This window comes from Streptomyces glaucescens (assembly GCF_000761215.1).
In the GTDB taxonomy this organism is placed as follows: Bacteria; Actinomycetota; Actinomycetes; order Streptomycetales; family Streptomycetaceae; genus Streptomyces; species Streptomyces glaucescens_B.
The window spans coordinates 2,449,703-2,469,146 of the sequence record NZ_CP009438.1; the positions used below are offsets into that span (position 1 = coordinate 2,449,703).

A 19,444-nucleotide genomic window follows, 5' to 3' on the forward strand; every position below is an offset into this window, starting at 1 on the left:
GAAGACGACGCGGGCATGACGGACCGGTCGCTGCACCCGGGTGCCTGGTGGCTGTGGTCCCTCTCACTGGGGGTCGCGGCCACCCGCACCACCAACCCGCTGCTCCTCGCGCTGCTCATCGCGGTGTCGGCGTACGTCGTGGCGGCCCGCCGCCCGGACGCGCCGTGGGCCCGGTCCTACGGCGCCTTCCTCAGGCTGGGGCTCGCCGTGCTGCTGATCCGGCTGGTGTTCGCGGTGGTGTTCGGTTCGCCGATCCCCGGCGAGCACACGCTCGTCACCCTGCCCGAGGTTCCGCTCCCGGCGTGGGCGCAGGGCATCCGCCTGGGCGGTGAGGTGACGGCGGAGGTGCTGGTGCGGGCGTTCTACGAGGGTCTGAAGCTGGCGGCGCTGCTGATCTGCGTGGGTGCGGCGAACGCGCTGGCGAGTCCGTCGCGGCTGCTGAAGTCGCTGCCAGGGGCGCTGTACGAGATGGGTGTCGCGGTGGTCGTGGCGCTCACCTTCGCGCCGAGCCTGGTCGCGGACGTGCAGCGGCTGCGTGCGGCCCGCCGGCTGCGCGGGCGCCCGGACAGGGGGCTCAGGGGCCTGCTCCAGGTGGGCCTGCCGGTGCTGGAGGGGGCGCTGGAGCGTTCGGTGGCGCTGGCCGCCGCGATGGACTCGCGCGGGTACGGCCGTACGGCCCTGGTGCCGCCCGCCGTCCGCCGTACGACCGCCGCGCTCACGCTGGGCGGGCTGCTCGGGGTGTGCGCGGGGACGTACGGGCTGCTCACCGCGGACGGCGGCACGTACGGCCTGCCGGTGCTGCTGGCCGGGGCCGGTGCCGCGCTGGCCGGGCTGTGGCTGGGCGGTCGCCGTTCGCCGCGGACCCGCTACCGCCCGGATGCGTGGGGCCCGCGCGCCTGGCTGGTCTCCGGCTCCGGTGCCGCGGTGGCCGCGGCCCTGTTCGTGGCCGCCTCGGCCGACCCGGCGGCCCTGCACCCGGGTGTCGTCCCGCTGACCGCCCCGAGCCTGCCCGTGTGGCCCGCCGCGGCCGTGCTGCTCGGACTGCTCCCGGCGTTCGTCGCACCACCGCCGGACCATCAGGAGGAGCCGTCGTGATCCGCTTCGAGGACGTCTCCGTGACGTATGACGGGGCCCCGGAACCCACCGTCCGCCAGGTGGACTTCGAGGTCCCGGAAGGCGAACTGGTGCTGCTCGTCGGCCCGTCCGGGGCCGGCAAGTCGACGATCCTGAACGCCGTGAGCGGGCTGGTCCCGCACTTCACGGGCGGCACCCTGCGCGGCCGGGTCACGGTCGCCGGCCGCGACACCCGGACCCACAAGCCGCGTGAACTCGCCGACGTGGTGGGCACGGTGGGCCAGGATCCGCTGTCCCACTTCGTCACCGACACCGTCGAGGACGAACTCGCCTACGGCATGGAGTCGCTGGGCCTGCCGCCGCAGGTGATGCGCCGCCGGGTGGAGGAGACGCTGGACCTGCTGGGCCTCGCCGCCCTGCGCCACCGGCCGATCGCCACGCTCTCCGGCGGCCAGCAGCAGCGGGTGGCGATCGGTTCGGTGCTCACCCCGCACCCGAGCGTGCTGGTCCTCGACGAGCCGACCTCGGCCCTGGACCCGGCCGCCGCCGAGGAGGTGCTGGCCGTCCTCCAGCGGCTCGTCCACGACCTGGGGACGACCGTGCTGATGGCGGAGCACCGGCTGGAACGGGTCGTGCAGTACGCCGACCAGGTGCTGCTCCTGCCCGCCCCCGGCGCCCCGCCCGTGCTCGGTGCGCCGGCCGGGACGATGGCCGTGTCACCGGTGGTCCCGCCGGTGGTGGAGCTGGGCCGGCTGGCGGGCTGGTCCCCGCTGCCGCTGACGGTCCGCGACGCCCGCAGACGGGCGGCGGACCTGCGCGCACGCCTCCAGGACAAGGACCAGGAGAAGGAGAAGGAGAAGGAGAAGGACGAGGAGCAGGACGAGGAGCAGGAGAGGGAGGGCGCGGCGGCTGCCGTGGCGGCGGCCTGCGAGCCCGTCCCGCCCAGGCCGCGCCGCTGGTTCCGCGGGCGGCGGCCCGCCCCTGCCGCCCCTCCCGCCCCGTACGCCGCCGAGGTGCGTTCCCTCGCCGTCCGCCGCGGCCCGGTCCGGGCGCTGCGCCACGTCGACCTGACCGTCTCCCCGGGTGAGACCGTCGCCCTCATGGGCCGCAACGGCGCCGGCAAGTCCACCCTCCTGTCCTCCCTGGTCGGGCTGGTGGAGCCGGCCTCCGGATCGGTCCGCGTCGGCGGCGCGGTCCCGCACCGCACCCCGCCGCGGGAGCTGGTCCGGCGGGTCGGCCTGGTCCCGCAGGAGCCCCGGGACCTGCTGTACGCCGACACGGTCGCCGCCGAGTGCGCGGCGGCCGACGAGGACGCGGGCGCCGCACCGGGCACCTGCCGGGCGCTGGTGACGCGGTTGCTGCCGGGGGTCGCCGACGACACGCATCCGAGGGACCTCTCCGAGGGGCAGCGGCTCACCCTGGCCCTGGCGGTCGTGCTGGCCGCCCGTCCGCCGCTGCTCCTGCTGGACGAGCCGACCCGGGGGCTGGACTACGCGGCGAAGGCGCGCCTTGCCGTGCTGCTGCGGGGGCTGGCCGCGGACGGGCACGCGATCGTGCTGGCCACGCATGACGTGGAGCTGGCCGCCGAGCTGGCGCATCGCGTCGTGCTGCTCGCCGAGGGCGAGGTGATCGCGGACGGCCCGACGGCCGACGTCGTGGTGTCGTCCCCGTCGTTCGCCCCCCAGGTGACGAAGATCCTCGCGCCGCAGAGGTGGCTCACGGTCGCCCAGGTGGCGGAGGCGCTGGCATGACGCGCCAGGCCCGCCCGATCCGTCTCGGGCCGCGTTCGGTCGTCGCCCTCGCGCTGACCAGCGCGGTCGGCGCGGCCTCGCTGCTGTGGCCGTTCTTCGCACCGCCGGCCGCGGCGGTGGCGGGCCACAGCCAGGACGCCCCCTGGCTCTTCGCCGGCCTGCTGGTGCTGCTGGTCGCCGTGGTGGGCGCGGCGATCGCGGAGTCGGGGCTGGGCGCGAAGGCGGTGGCCATGCTCGGGGTGCTGGCGGCGGCGGGGGCCGCGCTGCGGCCGATCGGCGCGGGCACGGCGGGCATCGAGCCGATGTTCTTCCTGATGGTGCTGAGCGGCCGGGTCCTGGGCCCGGGCTTCGGCTTCGCCCTGGGCTCGCTGAGCATGTTCGCGTCCGCGCTGCTGACGGGGGGCGTGGGGCCGTGGATGCCGTTCCAGATGCTGTCGATGGGCTGGTTCACGATGGGCGCGGGGCTGCTGCCGGGCCCGCACCGGCTGCGCGGCCGCGCGGAGCTGGCGCTGCTCGCCGGGTACGGCTTCCTGGCCGCGTTCGCGTACGGGCTGGTGATGAACGCGCAGGGCTGGCCCTTCCTGCCGCAGGATCTCGGCAACCCCACCGGCACGTCGAGCATCGCCCCGGATCCCACCGCGGGCACCGCCGCGAACTTCGCCCGCTTCCTCGCCTACTGCCTCGCCACCTCCCTCGGCTGGGACCTCGGCCGCGCCCTTGTGACGGTGGTCCTCACGTTCGCCCTCGGTCCCGCCGTCCTGAAGGCCCTCCGGCGGGCCACACGCCGTGCCGCCTTCGAGACGGGGGTCACTTTCGAGGCTCCGAAAGGGACCTCCGTGAGTGAAGCGGCCCACAGGGCCCAGATCACATACGACAGGAAATAGTAGACAAAACGGACGCCATGCTCACGCCAATCTGCGGTCTGACCTGGGCATTGAGAGCCGCGTCACACAAACGACCTTCGCCCCGAATGCGACCACAACTAGTAAAGGGGGTCATTGCGGACCCCCTTCCGGCCTGCTTCTCTGGATGACGTCGCACGGCGCCGACGAGCCCACGGGCCTCGGCGCCGACGCATTGCCCCCGCCCCGCATCGCGTGGTTCCGGCGTGCCGCGACACCCCAGTCCCCGAAGAAAAAGGTTCCACGTGTCTGTCGCCCGCATCGCCCGCCGCATCGCGTCCCCGAAGAAGGCCCTCACCACCGCCGCCGTGGCCGCCGCCGCCACCGGCATGGCGCTGACCGCCGCTCCGGCGCACGCCGCGACGACTGCTTCACCGTCCGAGGCGAAGGCGATCGCGAAGCAGCTGATCCCGAGCGCCGCCCAGTACAACGCCTTCAGCAAGATCGTCGAGCACGAGAGCGGCTGGGACGTCGACGCCACCAACCCGTCCTCCGGCGCGTACGGCCTGGTCCAGGCCCTGCCCGGCTCCAAGATGGCCGCCGCCGGCGCCGACTGGAAGACCAACGCCAAGACCCAGATCAAGTGGGGTCTGGACTACATGAACTCCCGCTACGGCAGCCCGGTCGGCGCCTGGAACTTCTGGCAGGCGAACGGCTGGTACTGAGCCGGACCCCGCCTCCCCCTGCACGCCTGAAGGCGGCGGCCCACGATCCCCGGGCCGCCGCCTTCGGGCGTTTCCACGTCAGGTGCTCACCGCTGCGCGGCCCAGTCGACGAACTCCGAGAACGCGACGGGCGCGAGCGTGAGCACGGGTCCCCCGGGGTTCTTGGAGTCGCGGACGGCAACGGCGGTGGGGAGGTCGGCGACCTCGACACAATCGCCGCCCTGATCGCTGCTGTAGCTGGACTTACGCCACGCCAGGTCGCCGATCGGCGCGCATTCGACGCACTCGCCGCCCTCGTCGCCGCTGTAGCTCGACTTACGCCACTGGACCCCCGACGGAATCGCGGTGCTCGCCATAGCGTTCCTCCATCACGCGTCGGATCAGCTCCGCCGAATCTCTGAGGGAGAGGGCGGCGGCTCGCAGATGATCGTAACGGAGCGAACAGTCGTTGACGGTCTCCGGATTGGCGCTGGGATGGCCGCTGCCGTAGCCCTCCGTGTAGACGATGGGCGGGTCGCCCTCGAAGCGGTAGAGGTTGAATGAGCCTGTCAGTCCCGCGTGCTCGCCAACCTCGTAAGGCAGCACCTGGATGTTGACCCTGGGATTCTTCTGGAATGACAACAGGTGTCGCAGTTGCCCGAGCATGACCTCCCGGCCACCGATCTCCTGATGCAGTGCGGCCTCGCTCAACACCGCCCAGAACACCGGTGGCTGTTCTTTCCCGAAGATCTGCTGACGGGCCAGCCGCACAGCGGTCCGGTCATCGAGGTCGGTCTCGTCCAGCACGCTCAGTACGGCGCGCGCATACGGCTCGGTCTGAAGCAGGCCGTGCACCATGTTCATCTGAAAGGTGCAGATCTCGGTGGCCCGTGCCTCCAGCTCCGCGACCTGCCGGAACCACGCGGGGAGCTGACTGCGCAGAACCAGGGGGACGAGCCGCGACAGCAACCCGTCGGTCCCCAGCGCCGCGTCCACCCGCTCGCTGAACTCCTGGGTCGGAACCTTCCGCGCTGTCTCGATCTGGCCCACCAGCGACCCGGTGTAGTTGACGATCTCCCCGAGCTGCCGCTGCGTCAGCCCCGCCGCCTCTCTCAGGCGACGCAACTCGAAGCCGTAGTAATCAAGCGGCGACGCACCCGGATCGAGAACATTGATGTGCACGCACGGCCCCTCTCCGACAACTCGGTCGACTCCGCCCACGCGGGAACCCGTTGTGTCTGTTCGGTAGCCCAGCGTAGCGACGCCGCGTCAGCCTCGTACCGTGAACGAATACTTTCTCTCGCCCCTCGTGGGGTTACGCGCCCCGCAGTACCGCATGTCCCTCACGGTCGGCGAGCACTCCGCGCGGCACATCCGGCGGATCGTCCGCTCGTTCCTCGCCGAGTGGGGCATGCCCGAGCTGTCGGACGCGGCGGAGCTGGGGGTGACCGAGCTGGTCGCCAACGTCGTCCGGCACGTCCCGGACCGCCGCTGCACGGTCGTGCTGCTGCGTCAGGCCGCGGCGGTCCGGGTGGAGGTGACCGACGGCTCGGATCAGGTGCCGTCCTTCTCCCGTGAGGTCTCCCCGGACTCAGAGAGCGGCCGCGGGCTGGTGCTGCTGGACGCGGTGGCCGACAAGTGGGGGGTGGACGCGGGGCCCGGCGGCGGCAAGACGGTCTGGTTCGAGTGCGCGGCGGCCGACGCCCTGGGGCCCTGAAGGATGTACACGAGTCCGAAGCCGGCGAGGACGACGACCGCGCCGCCCACCGCGTCCAGCACCCAGTGGTTGCCGGTGGCGACGATGGCCATGACGGTGAACAGGGGGTGGAGGAGTCCCAGGGCCTTCATCCACCCCCTGGGCGCGACGAGGGCGATCACCAGGCCGCACCACAGGGACCAGCCGAAGTGCAGCGAGGGCATCGCCGCGTACTGGTTGGTGAGGGAGGTGAGGGTGCCGTAGTCGGGCTGGGAGAAGTCCTGGACGCCGTGGACGGTGTCGATGATGCCGAGGTCCGGCATGAGGCGGGGCGGGGCGAGCGGGTAGAGCCAGAAGCCGATCAGGGCGAGCAGGGTGGTCAGGCCGAGGGTGGAGCGGGCCCAGCGGTAGTCGACGGGGCGGCGCCAGTACAGGAGGCCGAGGACCGTGAGCGGGACGGCGAAGTGGAACGAGGTGTAGTAGAAGTCGAAGAAGCCGCGCAGCCAGCCGATCCCGACGACGGCGTGGTTGACGGCGTGCTCGATGTCGAGGCGCAGGACGCGCTCGATCGCCATGATCTGCTCGCCGTGGTGCTCGGCCCGCTCCCGGCCGCCCGAGATGGTGCCGCCGGTCGCGGCGAGCCGGACCTGCGAGTACGCGGCGTAGGTGACGCGGATGAGCAGCATCTCCAGGAGCAGGTTCGGGCGGGCCAGGACCCGCCGCAGGAACGGCAGCAGCGGGATGTGCCGGTAGCGGGCCGGGACCGGGGCGGCGTACTCCGTGGGGACCGGCGAGCGGAAGTACGGCGAGGTGCGGGGGACGAAGGGGATCGCCACGGCGGCGAGGACCGCCGCCAGGATCACCAGGTTGTCCCGCAGTGGGTGCAGGAAGCCCATGTCCGGCAGCATCCACTTGGCCGGGACGGTCATCACCAGGATGACCGCGACCGGCCAGACCGGGCGGTCGGCGGCCCGCCTGCCGACCCGCCCGACGACCGCGAGGAGGATCCACAGGAGCTGGTGCTGCCAGGCGGTCGGGGAGACCGCGATCGCCGCGCAGCCGGTGACGGCGACGGCGAGCAGCAGCTGGCCGTCGCGCGCGTAGCGCACCGCGCGGCGCACGCCGAGCACGGCGACGGCCGCGCCGAGGGTGAGGAACAGGCCGATCTCCAGCGGGCCGGTGAGGCCGAGGCGGAGCAGGGCGCCGTGCAGGGACTGGTTGGCGAGGTCGTCGGCCGGGCCGCCCAGGCCGGTGCCGGCCAGGTGGTGGACCCAGTAGGCGGACGAGTCGTGGGGCATCGCGGCCCAGGCCAGTGCCGTACCGGCGGCGAAGGCGGCGCCGAGCGAGGCGGCGGCGCGGCGGCGGCCGGTGAACCACAGTAAGGGCGCGAAGAGCAGCACCGTCGGCTGGAGGGCGGCGGCGACGCCGATCAGGGCGCCGCCGGCCCGTCGGCCGCGCACGACGAAACAGCCCAGCAGGACGAGGAGGACGGGGAGGATGCCGGTCTGGCCCAGCCAGAAGGCGTTGCGGACCGGCAGCGACAGCATGAGCAGGCTGATCGCGGCGGGCGCGGCGAACAGGGCCGTACGGCGGCTGACCGGGTGCGGCAGGGCGCGGGCGGCGACCAGGCCGAGGGCGACGACGAGCAGGAGCGTGCCGAAGGTCCAGCCCCAGCCGAGGGCCTGTTCCGCCGAACGGGTGAGGGGTTTGAGGACCAGACCGCCGAAGGGGGTGCCGGTGAAGTGCGTCGAGTCGTAGAGCGATCCCTCCACGTGCAGCACGCCGTCCGGGCCCACCCAGGTCTCCAGGTCGGTCAGCCGCTCGCCCCGGGGCGTGCCCAGGACCACCGCGAGCTGCCGTACCGCCAGGACCGCGGCGACCAGCCACAGGGCCGCCCGGGCAGCCCGCAGCCGGGCTCTGGTCGCGCCGACCGCCGTCGCTCCCAGGGCACCCGCAGATCGTCCACCGTGTTCCGCATTCGCCACGCCTCGTCGGCCTCCCGCCCCGTACGCCCCACGTGCCCGATACGTGAGTCTGCCTGGCGAACCCCATGGGGCTCGCCCCGCCCCTCGGAAGAAGACGCAGGCCACCCCCGTTCCACCTGACGTCCGATCTGCTGTTGTCCGAAAGACGATATAAGGGCGCGGGGCCGCCCGCCTCCGCGCGGCGCGGAATCGATCATGTCCCGGGCGCGGGGTGCGTCCCGGCGTGCCGTGCACGTGTGGCGGCGCGCCGGATGGGAGAGGCTGAGCGCATGAGCGAGCCGCAGATCTGGGACACCGTCGACGCGTACTTCTCCGCCCGCCTCTCCCCCGACGACGAGCCGCTGCGCGCGGCGCTGCGCGACAGCGAGGCCGCGGGACTGCCGCAGATCGGCGTCACCGCGCCGCAGGGCAAGTTCCTCCGGCTGCTCGCCGAGATCCAGGGCGCGCGCACCGTCCTGGAGATCGGCACCCTCGGCGGCTACAGCACCATCTGGCTCGCCCGCGCGCTGCCCGGGGACGGGCGGCTGATCTCGCTGGAGTACGAGCCCAGGCACGCCGAGGTCGCCACCCGCAACATCGCCCGCGCGGGCCTGGAGAAGATCGTGGAGGTGCGGGTCGGGCCCGCGCTGGAGACCCTGCCCCGGCTGGCCGACGAGAATCCGCCACCCTTCGACCTCGTCTTCATCGACGCGGACAAGGCCAACAACGCCCGGTACGTGGAGTGGGCGCTGCGGCTCACCCGCGCGGGCAGCCTGATCGTCGTCGACAACGTGGTGCGGGGCGGACGGGTCGCCGACGGCGGCAGCGACGCACCGGACGTGCAGGGCACCCGCGCGGCCATCGAACTGATCGCCACCCATCCCAGGCTGAGCGGCACGGCGATCCAGACGGTGGGCCCGAAGGGGTACGACGGTTTCGCGCTGGCCCGGGTGCTGGGCTGACCGGCCCGCCGAGCCGGGCCCCCGCTCACACCTCGTGGTAGAAGCCCACGTTCACGCTGCGCGGGGCGGTGCGGTCCTGGATGACGACCTCGCCGTTGCCGCCGCGCGGCAGCGGTGCGGTGCCGCCGTAGGCGAGGGGCTGCGCGTGGTCGCCGACGGTCAGCCGCACCTCCGAGGAGGGCTCCGGCTGGGAGCCGCGCAGCCAGGTCACCTGCCAGGCGCCGTCCGGGCCGCACAGGAACTCCAGGTGCGTCCGCGAGACGAACAGCCAGTCCTCCGGCGTCACCAGCCGGCACACCGACGCGTCGCGGCCCACCCGCAGCACGGCTCCCGGCTCGCTGGGCGCGTCAGCCATCAGCATGCCGGCCGTGGCGCCCGCGTCCGCCCCGGAGACGGAGGCCATGGTCAGTTCGAGCACGTGCTGCTCCTCAACGTCCTGTAACACCCTTGTGCGCCGGACCGGTTGGCCTGCCACCGCCGCATGATAAATCGCCCGGCGCCGCGGCGTCCGGCACAATGGCCGCATGACCGAGCGAAAGCCACCCGGCGTGAGCTTCGAGTCCTGGACCGACAAACAGATCCGCGACGCCCGGGCGCGCGGCGAGTTCGAGAACCTGCCCGGCGCGGGCAAGCCCCTCCCCGGCGACCTGGAAGCCGACTACGACGAGCAGTGGTGGATCAAGCGGAAGCTGGCCCGCGAGGGCGTCTCCGTGCTGCCGCCCGGCCTGGCGCTCCGCAAGGAGGCGGAGGACGCCCTGATCGCGGCGGTCTCGGCGCCCTCGGAACGCATCGCCCGCAAGATCATCACCGATGTCAACGTCAAGATCCGCGACATGATGTACAAGCCCCCGCCCGGCCCCCCGCTCGGCCTGAAGCCGTACGACGTCGAGGACGTCGTACGGCGGTGGCGGGAAGGACGCGAGGGGCGCCCGGAGCACGGGGAGACCTGAGGCGGGACGCCTCCCCGGCGCCGGAGGGGGCACCGCCCCGGCCTCGGGTCAGCGGGCGGCGAGGAGCTGGAGGGTGTCGATCACCCGGTTCGAGAAGCCCCACTCGTTGTCGTACCAGGCGACCACCTTGACGTGGCGGCCGTCGACGCGGGTGAGGGCCGAGTCGAAGATCGACGAGGCGGGGTTGCCGGTGATGTCGGACGACACGAGCGGGTCCTCCGAGTACTCGAGGATGCCGGCGAGCGGCCCCTCCGCCGCGGCGCGGTACGCGGCCAGCACGTCGTCGCGCGTCACCTCGCGGGCGACGGTCGTGTTGAGCTCGACGATCGAGCCCACCGGCACCGGTACGCGGATCGAGTCGCCCGACAGCTTGCCGTCGAGGTTCGGCAGCACCAGGCCGATCGCCTTGGCGGCGCCGGTCGTGGTCGGCACGATGTTGACACCGGCGGCCCGGGCGCGGCGGGCGTCGCGGTGCGGACCGTCCTGGAGGTTCTGCTCCTGCGTGTAGGCGTGCACCGTCGTCATGAACCCGTGCTCGATGCCGGCGAGTTCGTCGAGGACCGCGGCCAGCGGCGCGAGCGCGTTGGTGGTGCAGGAGGCGTTCGAGACGACCGTGTGCACGGCCGGGTCGTAGGCGTCCGTGTTGACCCCGAACGCGAGCGTGACGTCGGCGCCGTCCGACGGCGCGCTGACGAGCACCTTCTTCGCCCCCGCGTCGAGGTGGGCGCGGGCGTCCTTGGCCGAGGTGAAGCGGCCGGTGGCCTCCAGGACGATGTCCACGCCGAGGTCGGCCCACGGCAGCCGCGCCGGTTCCCGCTCGGCCAGCACCTTGATCCGGCGGCCGTCGACGACGAGGACGTCCCCGTCGACGGTCACCGGGCGCCCGAGCCGGCCGGCCGTGCTGTCGTAGGCGAGCAGCCGGGCCAGAGTGGCGGGCTCCGTCAGGTCGTTGACGGCGACGACCTCCAGCGCGCTGTCCCGCTCCAGCAGGGCGCGCAGCACATTGCGTCCGATACGGCCGAATCCGTTGATGGCGATGCGAGTCATGAGTGGTGTCCCTTCCCTTCGCCACCCAGGCTCGCCCTCGGTCCGCGCCGCGGACAGTGGCGGGATCGCCACGGTTCACAAGGATCTCGCCAGCCGCTGATGCGGCCGGGCGCGGAACGGGCGTACGCGGAGGTCGCCGCACGCGGAACGGGCCGCGCGCGGAGATCGCCGCGCGGCGGCGGGCCGGTCACTCGCCCCGGGTGAAGGTGCGCCGGTACTCGCTCGGCGTGGTGCCGAGGATGCGCTGGAAGTGCAGGCGCAGGTTCGCGCCGGTGCCGAGCCCGGCATCGGCGGCGATCTGCTCGACGCTGCGCTGCGAGCGCTCCAGCAGCTCCCGTGCCAGGTCGACCCGGGCGCGCATCACCCACTGCATCGGCGTGTACCCGGTCTCCTCGACGAAGCGCCGGGAGAACGTGCGCGGAGAGACCCCCGCCTGCCGCGCCAGCAGGTCGAGGGTGAGGGGCTCGCCGAGCCGGTGCAGCGCCCACTCGCGGGTGTCGGCGAACCGCTCGCCGAGCGGCTCGGGGACACTGCGCGGCACGTACTGGGCCTGGCCGCCGCTGCGGTAGGGGGCCGCGACCAGGCGCCGGGCGGCGTGGTTGGAGGCGGCCACCCCGAGGTCGCCGCGCAGGATGTGCAGGCACAGGTCGATGCCGGAGGCGGCACCGGCCGAGGTGAGCAGGCTGCCCTCGTCGACGAACAGCACGTTCTCGTCGACCCGGACCAGGGGGTGCCTGGCCTTGAGCGCCCGCGTGTAGTGCCAGTGCGTCGTGGCGCGCCTGCCGTCGAGCAGACCCGTGGCGGCGAGCGCGAAGGCACCCGTCGAGATGGCGGCGAGCCGCGCGCCGCGGTGGTGGGCCGCGATCAGCGCGTCGACGACGGCCCGCGGCGGGTCCTCGCGGTCGGGGAACCGGTAGCCGGGGACGAAGACGATGTCGGCCCACGCGAGCGCGTCGAGGCCGTGGCCGACGTGGTACGCGAGGCCGTCACCGCCGGTCACGAGACCGGGTGCCGCCCCGCACACCCGCACCTCGTACGGCATGCTCGCGCGGGTCGTGAAGACCTGCGCGGGGATGCCCACGTCGAGCGGCTTCGCACCCTCGAGCACCAGGACGGCGACGCGGTGCAGGCGGGAGGCTGGCACAGGGAGAGGTTACGCGGGGCGTGCCGGCGGGTCGCCGGCCGGGACGTGCGACGGCGGGCCGCCGGCCCCGAAGGAGACACCCCCCAGGGGAAGGGGGGCGGGAGCGGGGGAAGGGGGAGTCGGCAGGGGCCCGGCGGGCCCGGCCGCCGGTTCGGTGGCCGGGCCGGCCGGGCCCGCCGGGTTCACCAGTGCAGGAGGCGGTCGGCCAGCTCGCGGTAGTCGCGCAACGCCAGCCGCAGTTGCTCGGTGTCGGTCGTCGCCGAGGCCGGCTCCTCGTTCGTCTCCCAGGACCGGCGCAGGTCGCGGCGCCGCTCGGCCATGGCCTCGGTGAACCGGGCCGCGATCTCCTCCATCACCTGATCGGCCTCTTGCACCGCCGCACGCGGTCCGTCGACGAACCCGGCGACCGCGTGCCGCATCCGCTCCGCCAGCTTGTCCGTCTCGCTGTGCGGCAGCAGCGGCGCCAGATGCGACGCCTTGTCCGAGCGGGCTCGGCCCGACTCGACCCCGCTGAAGTAGTCCGGGGCCCGCCCCGCTCCCCCTGCCTCACCCGACTCACCGGGCTCACCGGGCTCACCGGCGGCCGAGGGGGCGCCGTTGCCGGGGGGCCGGGTGCCGAGCGGCTGGACGGTGGGGGTGCGGGCGCCCTGCGACTGGCCGGCCGGGGCCTGGAGGCCGGGGGGATGGGCGCCGGGCGACTGGGCGTCGGCGGACGGGGGCGGGCCGCTCGGGGCCTGCCCGCCCGCGGGCGTCGTACCGCCCGCGGGCCCGCCGGCCGTTCCCGGCAGGGGACCCGCGGTCCCCGGAACGCCGCCCGCGGCGCCCGGCACCGGGCCGGGGGCTCCCGCGGCGCCGGGCGGGATCTCGCCGCCCGCGCCCCCGGGGTGCCGCGTCTCGTCCTCGTTCCGGCGTGGCTTCTCGGTCATCTGTGTCAGCTCCCCTTGGCGTGGTGCCGGGCGAACCCCCACGACTGGTGGGTGCGTTCGCGGCGGGCGTGGGACGGGGGCCGCCGGTCGCCGGTGTCGTGGCGGGCGGGGGCGACCAGGTCCTCGAACAGGGCGCGGGCCTCGACCATCGCCTCGCGCATCTCCTCCGTGGCGGCCTGCTGCGGCTGCCCGTCGGCACCGCCGTCCGCGCGCGCCATGCGGTGGACGCGCCGGTAGCCGTGGACGTGGTCCGCGTGGTGCACGGACAGGGCGGCGAGCTGCTCCTCGTAGTGGCCGCCGTCCGGGAAGCCCCGTACCCCGGCGAGTTCGGCGAGCAGCCGGTCCGCCTCGGTCACGGCCTCGCGCGGCGAGTCGACGAACCGCTCCTGCGCGAGCTGCCACCGCTGCTCGTACTCACGGCGCAGTGCCGGTTCCAGCGGCCGTTCCCGCAGGCCGCCGTGGCGTTCCAGCCGCTCGGTCAGTTCCCGCTCGGCTGCCTTGGTGTCTCCGTCGTGCCGGGCGACGGCCCGCTCGTACTCGGGGCCGAAGCGCCGCTTCAGTTCGCGTCCGCCGGTCGCACCCCGGCGCCGCATCAACAGGGCGGCGCCGATGACGACGACCACCCCGATCACGATCAACGCAACGATCAAGCCTGTGGACATACGGTTGCCCTCCGGGTTCTCGGAACGCTGAACGGGTTGCCGCACGACGGGCCCGCAAACGACGGCCGCCCGGCCCCAGGGACCCGTTCCGGCCGGGAATCCGTTTGCGCGGGCCCCCGTCGGCGTCCCGAGAATGACCGCCATGACTTCTTCGACGACGGCCTGGACCGTCGCCCCCGAGCCCGTCGGCTCCCCCGACGCCCTCGCCCTGTGGCGGGCGTACTACACGGAGGTCAGCGACCGCTGGTACCTGCTGCGCGAGAACCGCCGCACCGACCCCGACGAGCTGGAGCGGGAGATCGCGGCCGGGGCCGAGGGCGGCCTGACCCCGCCGGGCGGGCGGCTGCTGGTCGCGCGGTACGGCGGCACGGCGGCCGGCACGGCGGGCGTACGGCGCACCGCGGACCCGGCGGTCGCCGAGCTGACGCGGGTGTACCTGCTGCCGGACCGGCGCGGCAGGGGCGGCGCCGCCCTCCTGGTGGCCGCCGCCGAGGACGCCGCCCGCGCCCTGGGCGCGAGCCGGCTGGTCCTGGACACGCGGGGCGACCTGGTGGAGGCGCGGACGCTGTACGCGCGGCTCGGCTACCGGGAGACCGCCCCGCACAACGACGCGCCGTACGCCGAGCACTGGTTCGCCAAGGACCTCGGCTGACAGCCCGGCGGCGGGGGCCTCAGCCGAACCCGAACGCCGTCGACGGTGCGTCGCGCGGCGGCCTCAGCGGAACGGGGTGACCGCCGGGCGTGTGGCGCGCGGCGGCCTCAGGCGAACCCGGGGCCCGCCGCGTTCGGCCTCAGCGGAAGCGCGAGTCCGCCGGACCCGCGTCGTGCAGCCGTCTCAGCGGAACCGGGACGCCGCCGGACGCGCGTCGTGGGGCTGCTCGCGGTCGGAGCCGCACAGCTCGGCGTTCAGCTCCCGCACCAGTTCCGTGAGGTCGTCGGTCTGCCGGCCCGGCTCCCACCAGTCGCCGAGCAGCTCCGCCAGGGACTCCTCCCGCGCGTGTGCCAGCCGTTCGGCGACCTCGTGGCCCCGCTCGGTGAGGACCAGGTCGAGTCCCTCGCGGACGGCCAGCCGCCGCTCCTCGACCTGCCGGGCGGCCTCCAGCAGCACCCCGAGCGGCACGACGGTGCGGTCGGCGAGCACCGCGGGCTCCACCCAGCCGTACCGTTTCATCCGCAGCAGCAGCCAGCTCGCGGCGGGCAGCAGGTCGTAGCCCGCCCGCGCGGTGATCGTCCGGTACACCTCGCGCCGCCCCTCACGGGTGCCCAGCACCGACAGCGCCCGGCACACCTCGTCGTACGAGGACCGTTCCACCGGGTTGCTGGCCAGCGTCTCCGTCACGTCGGGCGCGGTGACGGAGCCGCGCAGCCGGTCCTCCTTGAGGAACCACGCCAGCACGAAGCCGACCAGGGCCACCGGCGCGGCGTAGAGGAAGACGTCCGTGATGGCCGTGGCGTAGGCGTGCAGCGCGGCGGGGCGCAGCTCCGGCGGGAGCTGGGCCAGGCCGCGCGGATCGCCCTCCAGGGCGTCCACGGAGACGCCGGGCGGCAGTTCCGCGCCGCGGAAGGCGGCGGTGAGCTTGTCGCCGAGGCGGCCGGCGAAGACTGTGCCGAACACGGCGACGCCGAACGCGGCCCCGATGGACCGGAAGAAGGTCGCGCCGGAGGTGGCGACGCCCAGGTCCTCGTACGACACCGCGTTCTGCACGATCAGCACCAGCACCTGCATGACCAGGCCCAGACCGAGGCCGAAGACGAAGAAGAAGGTGCTGATCCGCAGGTCCGAGCTGTTCTCGTCCAGCGCGTGGAGCAGCAGCAGACCGAGCGTGGTGACGCCGGTGCCCGCGATCGGGAACACCTTCCAGCGGCCGGTGCGGCTGACGATCTGCCCGGACACGGTCGACGCCAGCAGCAGGCCCAGCACCATGGGCAGCATGTGCACGCCCGACATGGTCGGCGACACGCCCTGCACGACCTGGAGGAACGTCGGCAGGTACGTCATCGCGCCGAACATGGCGAAACCGACGACCAGGCTGATCAGCGCGGACAGGGTGAAGGTGCGGATCCGGAACAGCTTCAGCGGCAGCACCGGCTCCGCCGCCCGCCGCTCCACCGCGACGAACGCCACCGCGAGCAGCACCCCCAGCACCAGCAGGCCGATGATCTGCGGCGATCCCCAGCTCCAGGTGGTGCCGCCGAGGGAGGCGACCAGCACCAGGCAGGTGGCGACCGAGGCGATGAGGAAGGTGCCGAGGTAGTCGATGACGTGCCGGGCGGTCTTGCGCGGCATGTGCAGCACGGCCGCGATCACGGCGAGCGCGATCACACCGACCGGCAGGTTGACGTAGAACACCCAGCGCCAGCTCAGGTGCTCGGTGAAGACGCCGCCGAGCAGCGGTCCGAGCACGCTGGTCGCGCCGAAGACGGCGCCGAACAGTCCCTGGTAGCGCCCCCGGTCCCGGGGCGGCACGAGATCGCCGACGATGGCCATGGACAGCACCATCAGCCCGCCGCCGCCCAGTCCCTGGAGCGCGCGGAAGGCGATGAGCTGGGGCATGTTCTGCGCCATGCCGCACAGCGCCGAGCCGATCAGGAAGATCACGATGGCGGTCTGGTAGAGCCGCTTGCGCCCGTACTGGTCGCCCAGTTTCCCCCACAGCGGCGTGGCGGCCGTCGACGCCAGCAGATAGGCGGTGACCACCCACGACAGGTGGTCCAGGCCGCCCAGCTCGCTGACGATCGTCGGCAGCGCGGTGGACACGATCGTCTGGTCCAGCGCGGCCAGCAGCATGCCGAGGAGCAGGGCGCCGATCGAGACCAGGACGTCACCGGAGACGTGCTCCCGGGCGTCCACCCCGCGCTGCGGGCCGCGCGGCTGAGCCGCCGTGCTGCGCGCGTCATCGGCCATGAAGACCTCCCGAGGCTCGGTCGACACATTCCATCGTCATCGGTGTGACCCGTTATGGCCTGTTGAGTCCTGTGACATGGCACGGATCGGCCGGGGGCGCGGTGACGGCCTCCACGGAATCTGCATAATCACTGGAGTTCGCGAGGGGGAGGGACCGAGCGTGGCGGAGCCGAAGGGGCACACCTGCCCGGAGTGCGGGGCGGTCCGGGGGGCCGACAACACCCCGTCGTGCGCCTGCGGCGAGCGGGCGGCCGACGCGCTGCGCGACGCCCGCACGGCGGAGCAGGCGGCGGCGGAGGACTTCGACCCGCTGCGGATACGCCCGTACGTCGACCTGGACGGCGCCGGGGAGCCGCAGGCCGCGCCCGGGGGGTCCGCGTCGGACGCCGAGCCGACCATGCCGCTGCGCCCGGTGGAGCCGGAGCCGGCGACGACCGTGCTGCCCACCCCACTGGCCCCGCCCGCCGCCGCGCCCAGCGCCGACGACCTCGGCCTGTTCGACGAGGGCGCGCGGGACCCGGGGACCGCCCCCGCGGGGCCGGGGCGCGCCGGGACCGAGCGTCCGCGGCGCCGCCGTACCGCGGCACTCGTCGTCTCCGGCGGGGTCGTCGCCGTCATCGCGGCGGCGGCCCTGGCCGGCGGACTCTTCTCCTACGACCCGCCGTCGCGGGACACCGCGCTGCCGGAGGACGTCCGCGAGGCCGTCCCGGAGGCCCGCACCAGCGCGGCAGCCCCCTCCGCACCGGCCCCCGGCACCGCCTCCGCCTCCGCCTCCGCGTCCTCCGCCTCCCCGTCCGCGTCGGAGAGCACCAGCCCGTCCGCCTCGCCGAGCCCGTCGCGGTCCAGCGCCTCCCCCACCCCGACACCGACCCCCACGCCCACCCCGGCCCCGTCCACGACCACCGCCCGGCCCAGCGTGTCGGCCGTCGCCCCGGAGGAGGACCCGCCCGTCCTCCAGCGCGGCGACCGCGGCCCCGAGGTCACGGAGCTCCAGCTCCGCCTGCGCCAGCTCTACCTCTACAACGACGACGCCCACGGGACCTTCGACCAGTCCGTCGAGCAGGCCCTGCGCAACTACCAGTCGTCCCGCGGCCTCCACGACGAGCTGAGCGTGTACGGGCCGAGGACGCGGGAGGCCCTGGAGCGGGAGACGCGCGAGCCCTGACGGGGTACCGCCGAGGCGACCGCTGCCGAGCGGTCGCCATGCTCGACGCGAGCGGGCCGGCGCCGTGACGGCCCTGCGGGCACGACGGGAAGGGCGCCGCTAGCGGCGCCCGTCGATGTGCAGCCGGATCGTGCCGTCCCCGGCCGGCTCGACGCGCACCTCGGTCAGGTCGCGGACCAGCACGTCCGGGCGGTGGGCGGCGGCCCGGGGGCCGACGCCGACGACGCGCATGCCGGCGGCGCGGCCCGCGGTGATGCCCGCGCCGGAGTCCTCGAAGACGACGCAGTCGGCGGGGGCGACGCCCAGTTCGGCGGCGCCCTTGAGGAAGCCCTCGGGGTCGGGCTTGCTGGCGCCGACGGACTCGGCGGTGACGCGGACGCCGGGCAGGGGCAGGCCCGCGGCGGCCATGCGGGCCGTGGAGAGGGCCACGTCCGCCGAGGTCACGAGGGCGTGCGGGAGGCCGCGCAGGGCGGCGAGGAAGGCGGGCGCGCCGGGCACCGGCACGACGCCGTCCAGGTCGGCGGTCTCCTCGGCGAGCATGCGCGCGTTGTCCGCGTGGTTCTGTGCCATCGGCCGGTGCGGCAGCAGGACGGCCATCGAGGCGTATCCCTGGCGGCCGTGGACCACCTTCATCACCTCGTCGCCGTCGAGTCCGTGCCGGTCGGCCCAGCGGCGCCAGATCCGTTCCACCACGGCGTCGGAGTTGACGAGGGTGCCGTCCATGTCGAGCAGGAGGGCGCGGGCGGTGAGCACGGTGGTGGCCGTCATCGGCAGCAGCTCCAGGATCGGGGGAACAGAGCGGCCCCGCCCGCCGGTCAGGGAAAACGGGCGGGAGCCACTTTGTTTCTCCACGGTACAAAACAATTCCGGCATCCCGCCAGCGCCCCGGCGAAAACTTCATCCGCCGTTCAGCCCGGGGGCGGAGGAACGGCGGCTCAACCGGTCACGGCCTCCCACAGGCTCCACACGCCCAGCAGCAGCATGACCACCGCCGCGACCTTGGTGATGAGCTTCAGCGGCACCCGCTTCATCAGGGCCTTCCCGCCGACGATGCCGAGCCCGGCCACCGCCCACAGCGCGAGCACCGCGCCCAGGCCGACGGAGAGCGGATCGTCGTAGCGGGCCGCGAGGTTCGCCGTCATGATCTGCGTGAGGTCGCCGAACTCGGCGACCAGGATCAGCATGAAGCCGGACCCGGCCACCTTCCAGAAGGACTGGTTCTCCGGCTTGCGGATCTCCTCCTCGTCCTCGTCCTTCTTCATCAGCAGCACCGCCGCGCCGCCCAGGAACAGCACGCCGGTCAGCGCGTGCAGGATCTGCTGCGGCAGCAGGGTGAGCACGCTGCCCGCCGCGACGGCGAGCGCGACGTGCAGCGCGAAGGCGGCGGCGACGCCCGCGAAGACGTAGGAGGCGCGGTAGCGGGTGCCCAGGACGAGACCGGCCAGCGCGGTCTTGTCGGGCAGCTCGGCAAGGAAGACGACGCCGAAGACGAGCGCCGTGACGGTCAGGCTGATCAAGGTTCCTCAATCGGTCGGGACTGCCCCCACCGAGAGGTTCGAGCCCTTGCGGACGACACCTCGGCAAGGACAGCACACGGCACCCGCGCCGTACGGCACGGGTGTGCACTGCTTGCCGAAGGTCTCGCTGGCCGG

General features: G+C 73.9%; 19 protein-coding genes and 1 pseudogene. 9 read left to right on the top strand and 11 right to left on the bottom strand.

Going from position 1 to position 19,444, the window contains the following annotated elements; genetic code table 11:
• Positions 1-15: 15 nt before the first annotated feature.
• The 4 genes from SGLAU_RS10525 to SGLAU_RS10540 all read left to right on the top strand — a co-directional run bounded on the left by SGLAU_RS10525 (position 16) and on the right by SGLAU_RS10540 (position 4,392).
• Entirely contained in the window at positions 16-1,095 is a 1,080-nt protein-coding gene (locus SGLAU_RS10525) for an energy-coupling factor transporter transmembrane component T (RefSeq protein ID WP_043500462.1), read from the top strand.
• Positions 1,092-2,825, top strand: coding sequence for an ABC transporter ATP-binding protein (locus SGLAU_RS10530; protein ID WP_043500465.1), 1,734 nt, complete (start codon positions 1,092-1,094; stop codon positions 2,823-2,825). Before SGLAU_RS10525 ends, SGLAU_RS10530 begins: the two co-directional genes overlap by 4 nt.
• Positions 2,822-3,709, top strand: coding sequence for an ECF transporter S component (locus SGLAU_RS10535; RefSeq protein WP_052413703.1), 888 nt, complete (start codon positions 2,822-2,824; stop codon positions 3,707-3,709). The genes SGLAU_RS10530 and SGLAU_RS10535 overlap by 4 nt, the downstream gene beginning before the upstream one ends.
• A 263-nt stretch (positions 3,710-3,972) precedes the next feature.
• Complete coding sequence (locus tag SGLAU_RS10540) at positions 3,973-4,392, top strand: transglycosylase SLT domain-containing protein (protein ID WP_043500467.1); 420 nt, start codon at positions 3,973-3,975, stop codon at positions 4,390-4,392.
• 86 nt (positions 4,393-4,478) lie between these two features.
• Here the strand turns inward: SGLAU_RS10540 and SGLAU_RS10545 are convergent, their stop codons facing one another.
• Positions 4,479-4,748 (bottom strand): DUF397 domain-containing protein, encoded by a 270-nt coding sequence (locus SGLAU_RS10545; RefSeq protein WP_043500468.1) that lies wholly within the window; start codon positions 4,746-4,748, stop codon positions 4,479-4,481.
• Positions 4,708-5,553 (bottom strand): helix-turn-helix domain-containing protein, encoded by an 846-nt coding sequence (locus SGLAU_RS10550; RefSeq protein WP_043500469.1) that lies wholly within the window; start codon positions 5,551-5,553, stop codon positions 4,708-4,710. The genes SGLAU_RS10545 and SGLAU_RS10550 overlap by 41 nt, the downstream gene beginning before the upstream one ends.
• A 229-nt stretch (positions 5,554-5,782) precedes the next feature.
• Between SGLAU_RS10550 and SGLAU_RS36190 the strand changes: the two are divergent.
• Positions 5,783-5,992 (top strand): annotated as a pseudogene (locus tag SGLAU_RS36190) (ATP-binding protein); the annotation flags it as partial.
• Here the strand turns inward: SGLAU_RS36190 and SGLAU_RS10560 are convergent.
• Positions 5,926-8,052 carry a bifunctional glycosyltransferase 87/phosphatase PAP2 family protein gene (locus tag SGLAU_RS10560; protein WP_078957668.1) on the bottom strand — a complete coding sequence of 709 codons (2,127 nt, stop codon included), beginning with the start codon at positions 8,050-8,052 and terminating at the stop codon, positions 5,926-5,928. The pseudogene SGLAU_RS36190 and the gene SGLAU_RS10560 overlap by 67 nt on opposite strands.
• A gap of 269 nt (positions 8,053-8,321) precedes the next feature.
• Between SGLAU_RS10560 and SGLAU_RS10565 the strand changes: the two genes are divergently transcribed.
• On the top strand, positions 8,322-8,993 hold the full coding sequence (locus SGLAU_RS10565) for an O-methyltransferase (protein ID WP_043500472.1): 672 nt from the start codon (positions 8,322-8,324) through the stop codon (positions 8,991-8,993).
• A gap of 25 nt (positions 8,994-9,018) precedes the next feature.
• On the opposite strand, the gene SGLAU_RS10570 is transcribed toward SGLAU_RS10565, so the two are convergent.
• Positions 9,019-9,411: an FHA domain-containing protein gene (locus tag SGLAU_RS10570; protein WP_043500475.1), complete on the bottom strand. Its 393-nt coding sequence runs from the start codon at positions 9,409-9,411 to the stop codon at positions 9,019-9,021.
• Between the two features lie 106 nt (positions 9,412-9,517).
• On the opposite strand from SGLAU_RS10570, the gene SGLAU_RS10575 reads away from it, so the two are divergent.
• Positions 9,518-9,943 carry a DUF1992 domain-containing protein gene (locus tag SGLAU_RS10575; protein WP_043500476.1) on the top strand — a complete coding sequence of 142 codons (426 nt, stop codon included), beginning with the start codon at positions 9,518-9,520 and terminating at the stop codon, positions 9,941-9,943.
• Positions 9,944-9,991: 48 nt separating this feature from the next.
• Here the strand turns inward: SGLAU_RS10575 and gap are convergent, their stop codons facing one another.
• The 4 genes from gap to SGLAU_RS10595 all read right to left on the bottom strand — a co-directional run bounded on the left by gap (position 9,992) and on the right by SGLAU_RS10595 (position 13,722).
• A complete protein-coding gene (gene gap, locus SGLAU_RS10580) occupies positions 9,992-10,990 on the bottom strand; it encodes a type I glyceraldehyde-3-phosphate dehydrogenase (protein WP_043500479.1) in 999 nt (332 codons plus the stop codon).
• Between the two features lie 187 nt (positions 10,991-11,177).
• The gene (locus SGLAU_RS10585) at positions 11,178-12,134 is read right to left on the bottom strand and encodes a GlxA family transcriptional regulator (RefSeq protein ID WP_043500480.1); all 957 of its coding nucleotides are present in this window, start codon (positions 12,132-12,134) and stop codon (positions 11,178-11,180) included.
• 182 nt (positions 12,135-12,316) lie between these two features.
• The gene (locus tag SGLAU_RS10590; protein WP_052413704.1) at positions 12,317-13,060 is read right to left on the bottom strand and encodes a hypothetical protein; all 744 of its coding nucleotides are present in this window, start codon (positions 13,058-13,060) and stop codon (positions 12,317-12,319) included.
• 5 nt (positions 13,061-13,065) lie between these two features.
• Entirely contained in the window at positions 13,066-13,722 is a 657-nt protein-coding gene (locus tag SGLAU_RS10595) for a hypothetical protein (protein ID WP_043500481.1), read from the bottom strand.
• Positions 13,723-13,864: 142 nt separating this feature from the next.
• Between SGLAU_RS10595 and SGLAU_RS10600 the strand changes: the two genes are divergently transcribed.
• Positions 13,865-14,374, top strand: a complete 510-nt coding sequence (locus tag SGLAU_RS10600) for a GNAT family N-acetyltransferase (RefSeq protein WP_078957669.1) — start codon at positions 13,865-13,867, stop codon at positions 14,372-14,374.
• A gap of 183 nt (positions 14,375-14,557) precedes the next feature.
• Here the strand turns inward: SGLAU_RS10600 and SGLAU_RS10605 are convergent, their stop codons facing one another.
• Positions 14,558-16,627 (bottom strand): MDR family MFS transporter, encoded by a 2,070-nt coding sequence (locus tag SGLAU_RS10605; protein WP_043500485.1) that lies wholly within the window; start codon positions 16,625-16,627, stop codon positions 14,558-14,560.
• 160 nt (positions 16,628-16,787) lie between these two features.
• Between SGLAU_RS10605 and SGLAU_RS10610 the strand changes: the two genes are divergently transcribed.
• On the top strand, positions 16,788-17,792 hold the full coding sequence (locus SGLAU_RS10610) for a peptidoglycan-binding domain-containing protein (protein WP_043500487.1): 1,005 nt from the start codon (positions 16,788-16,790) through the stop codon (positions 17,790-17,792).
• A 99-nt stretch (positions 17,793-17,891) separates the two neighbouring features.
• On the opposite strand, the gene SGLAU_RS10615 is transcribed toward SGLAU_RS10610, so the two are convergent.
• The gene (locus SGLAU_RS10615) at positions 17,892-18,560 is read right to left on the bottom strand and encodes an HAD family hydrolase (RefSeq protein ID WP_043500488.1); all 669 of its coding nucleotides are present in this window, start codon (positions 18,558-18,560) and stop codon (positions 17,892-17,894) included.
• A 167-nt stretch (positions 18,561-18,727) separates the two neighbouring features.
• Positions 18,728-19,309, bottom strand: a complete 582-nt coding sequence (locus tag SGLAU_RS10620; protein WP_043500490.1) for a TMEM165/GDT1 family protein — start codon at positions 19,307-19,309, stop codon at positions 18,728-18,730.
• Positions 19,310-19,444: the final 135 nt, after the last annotated feature.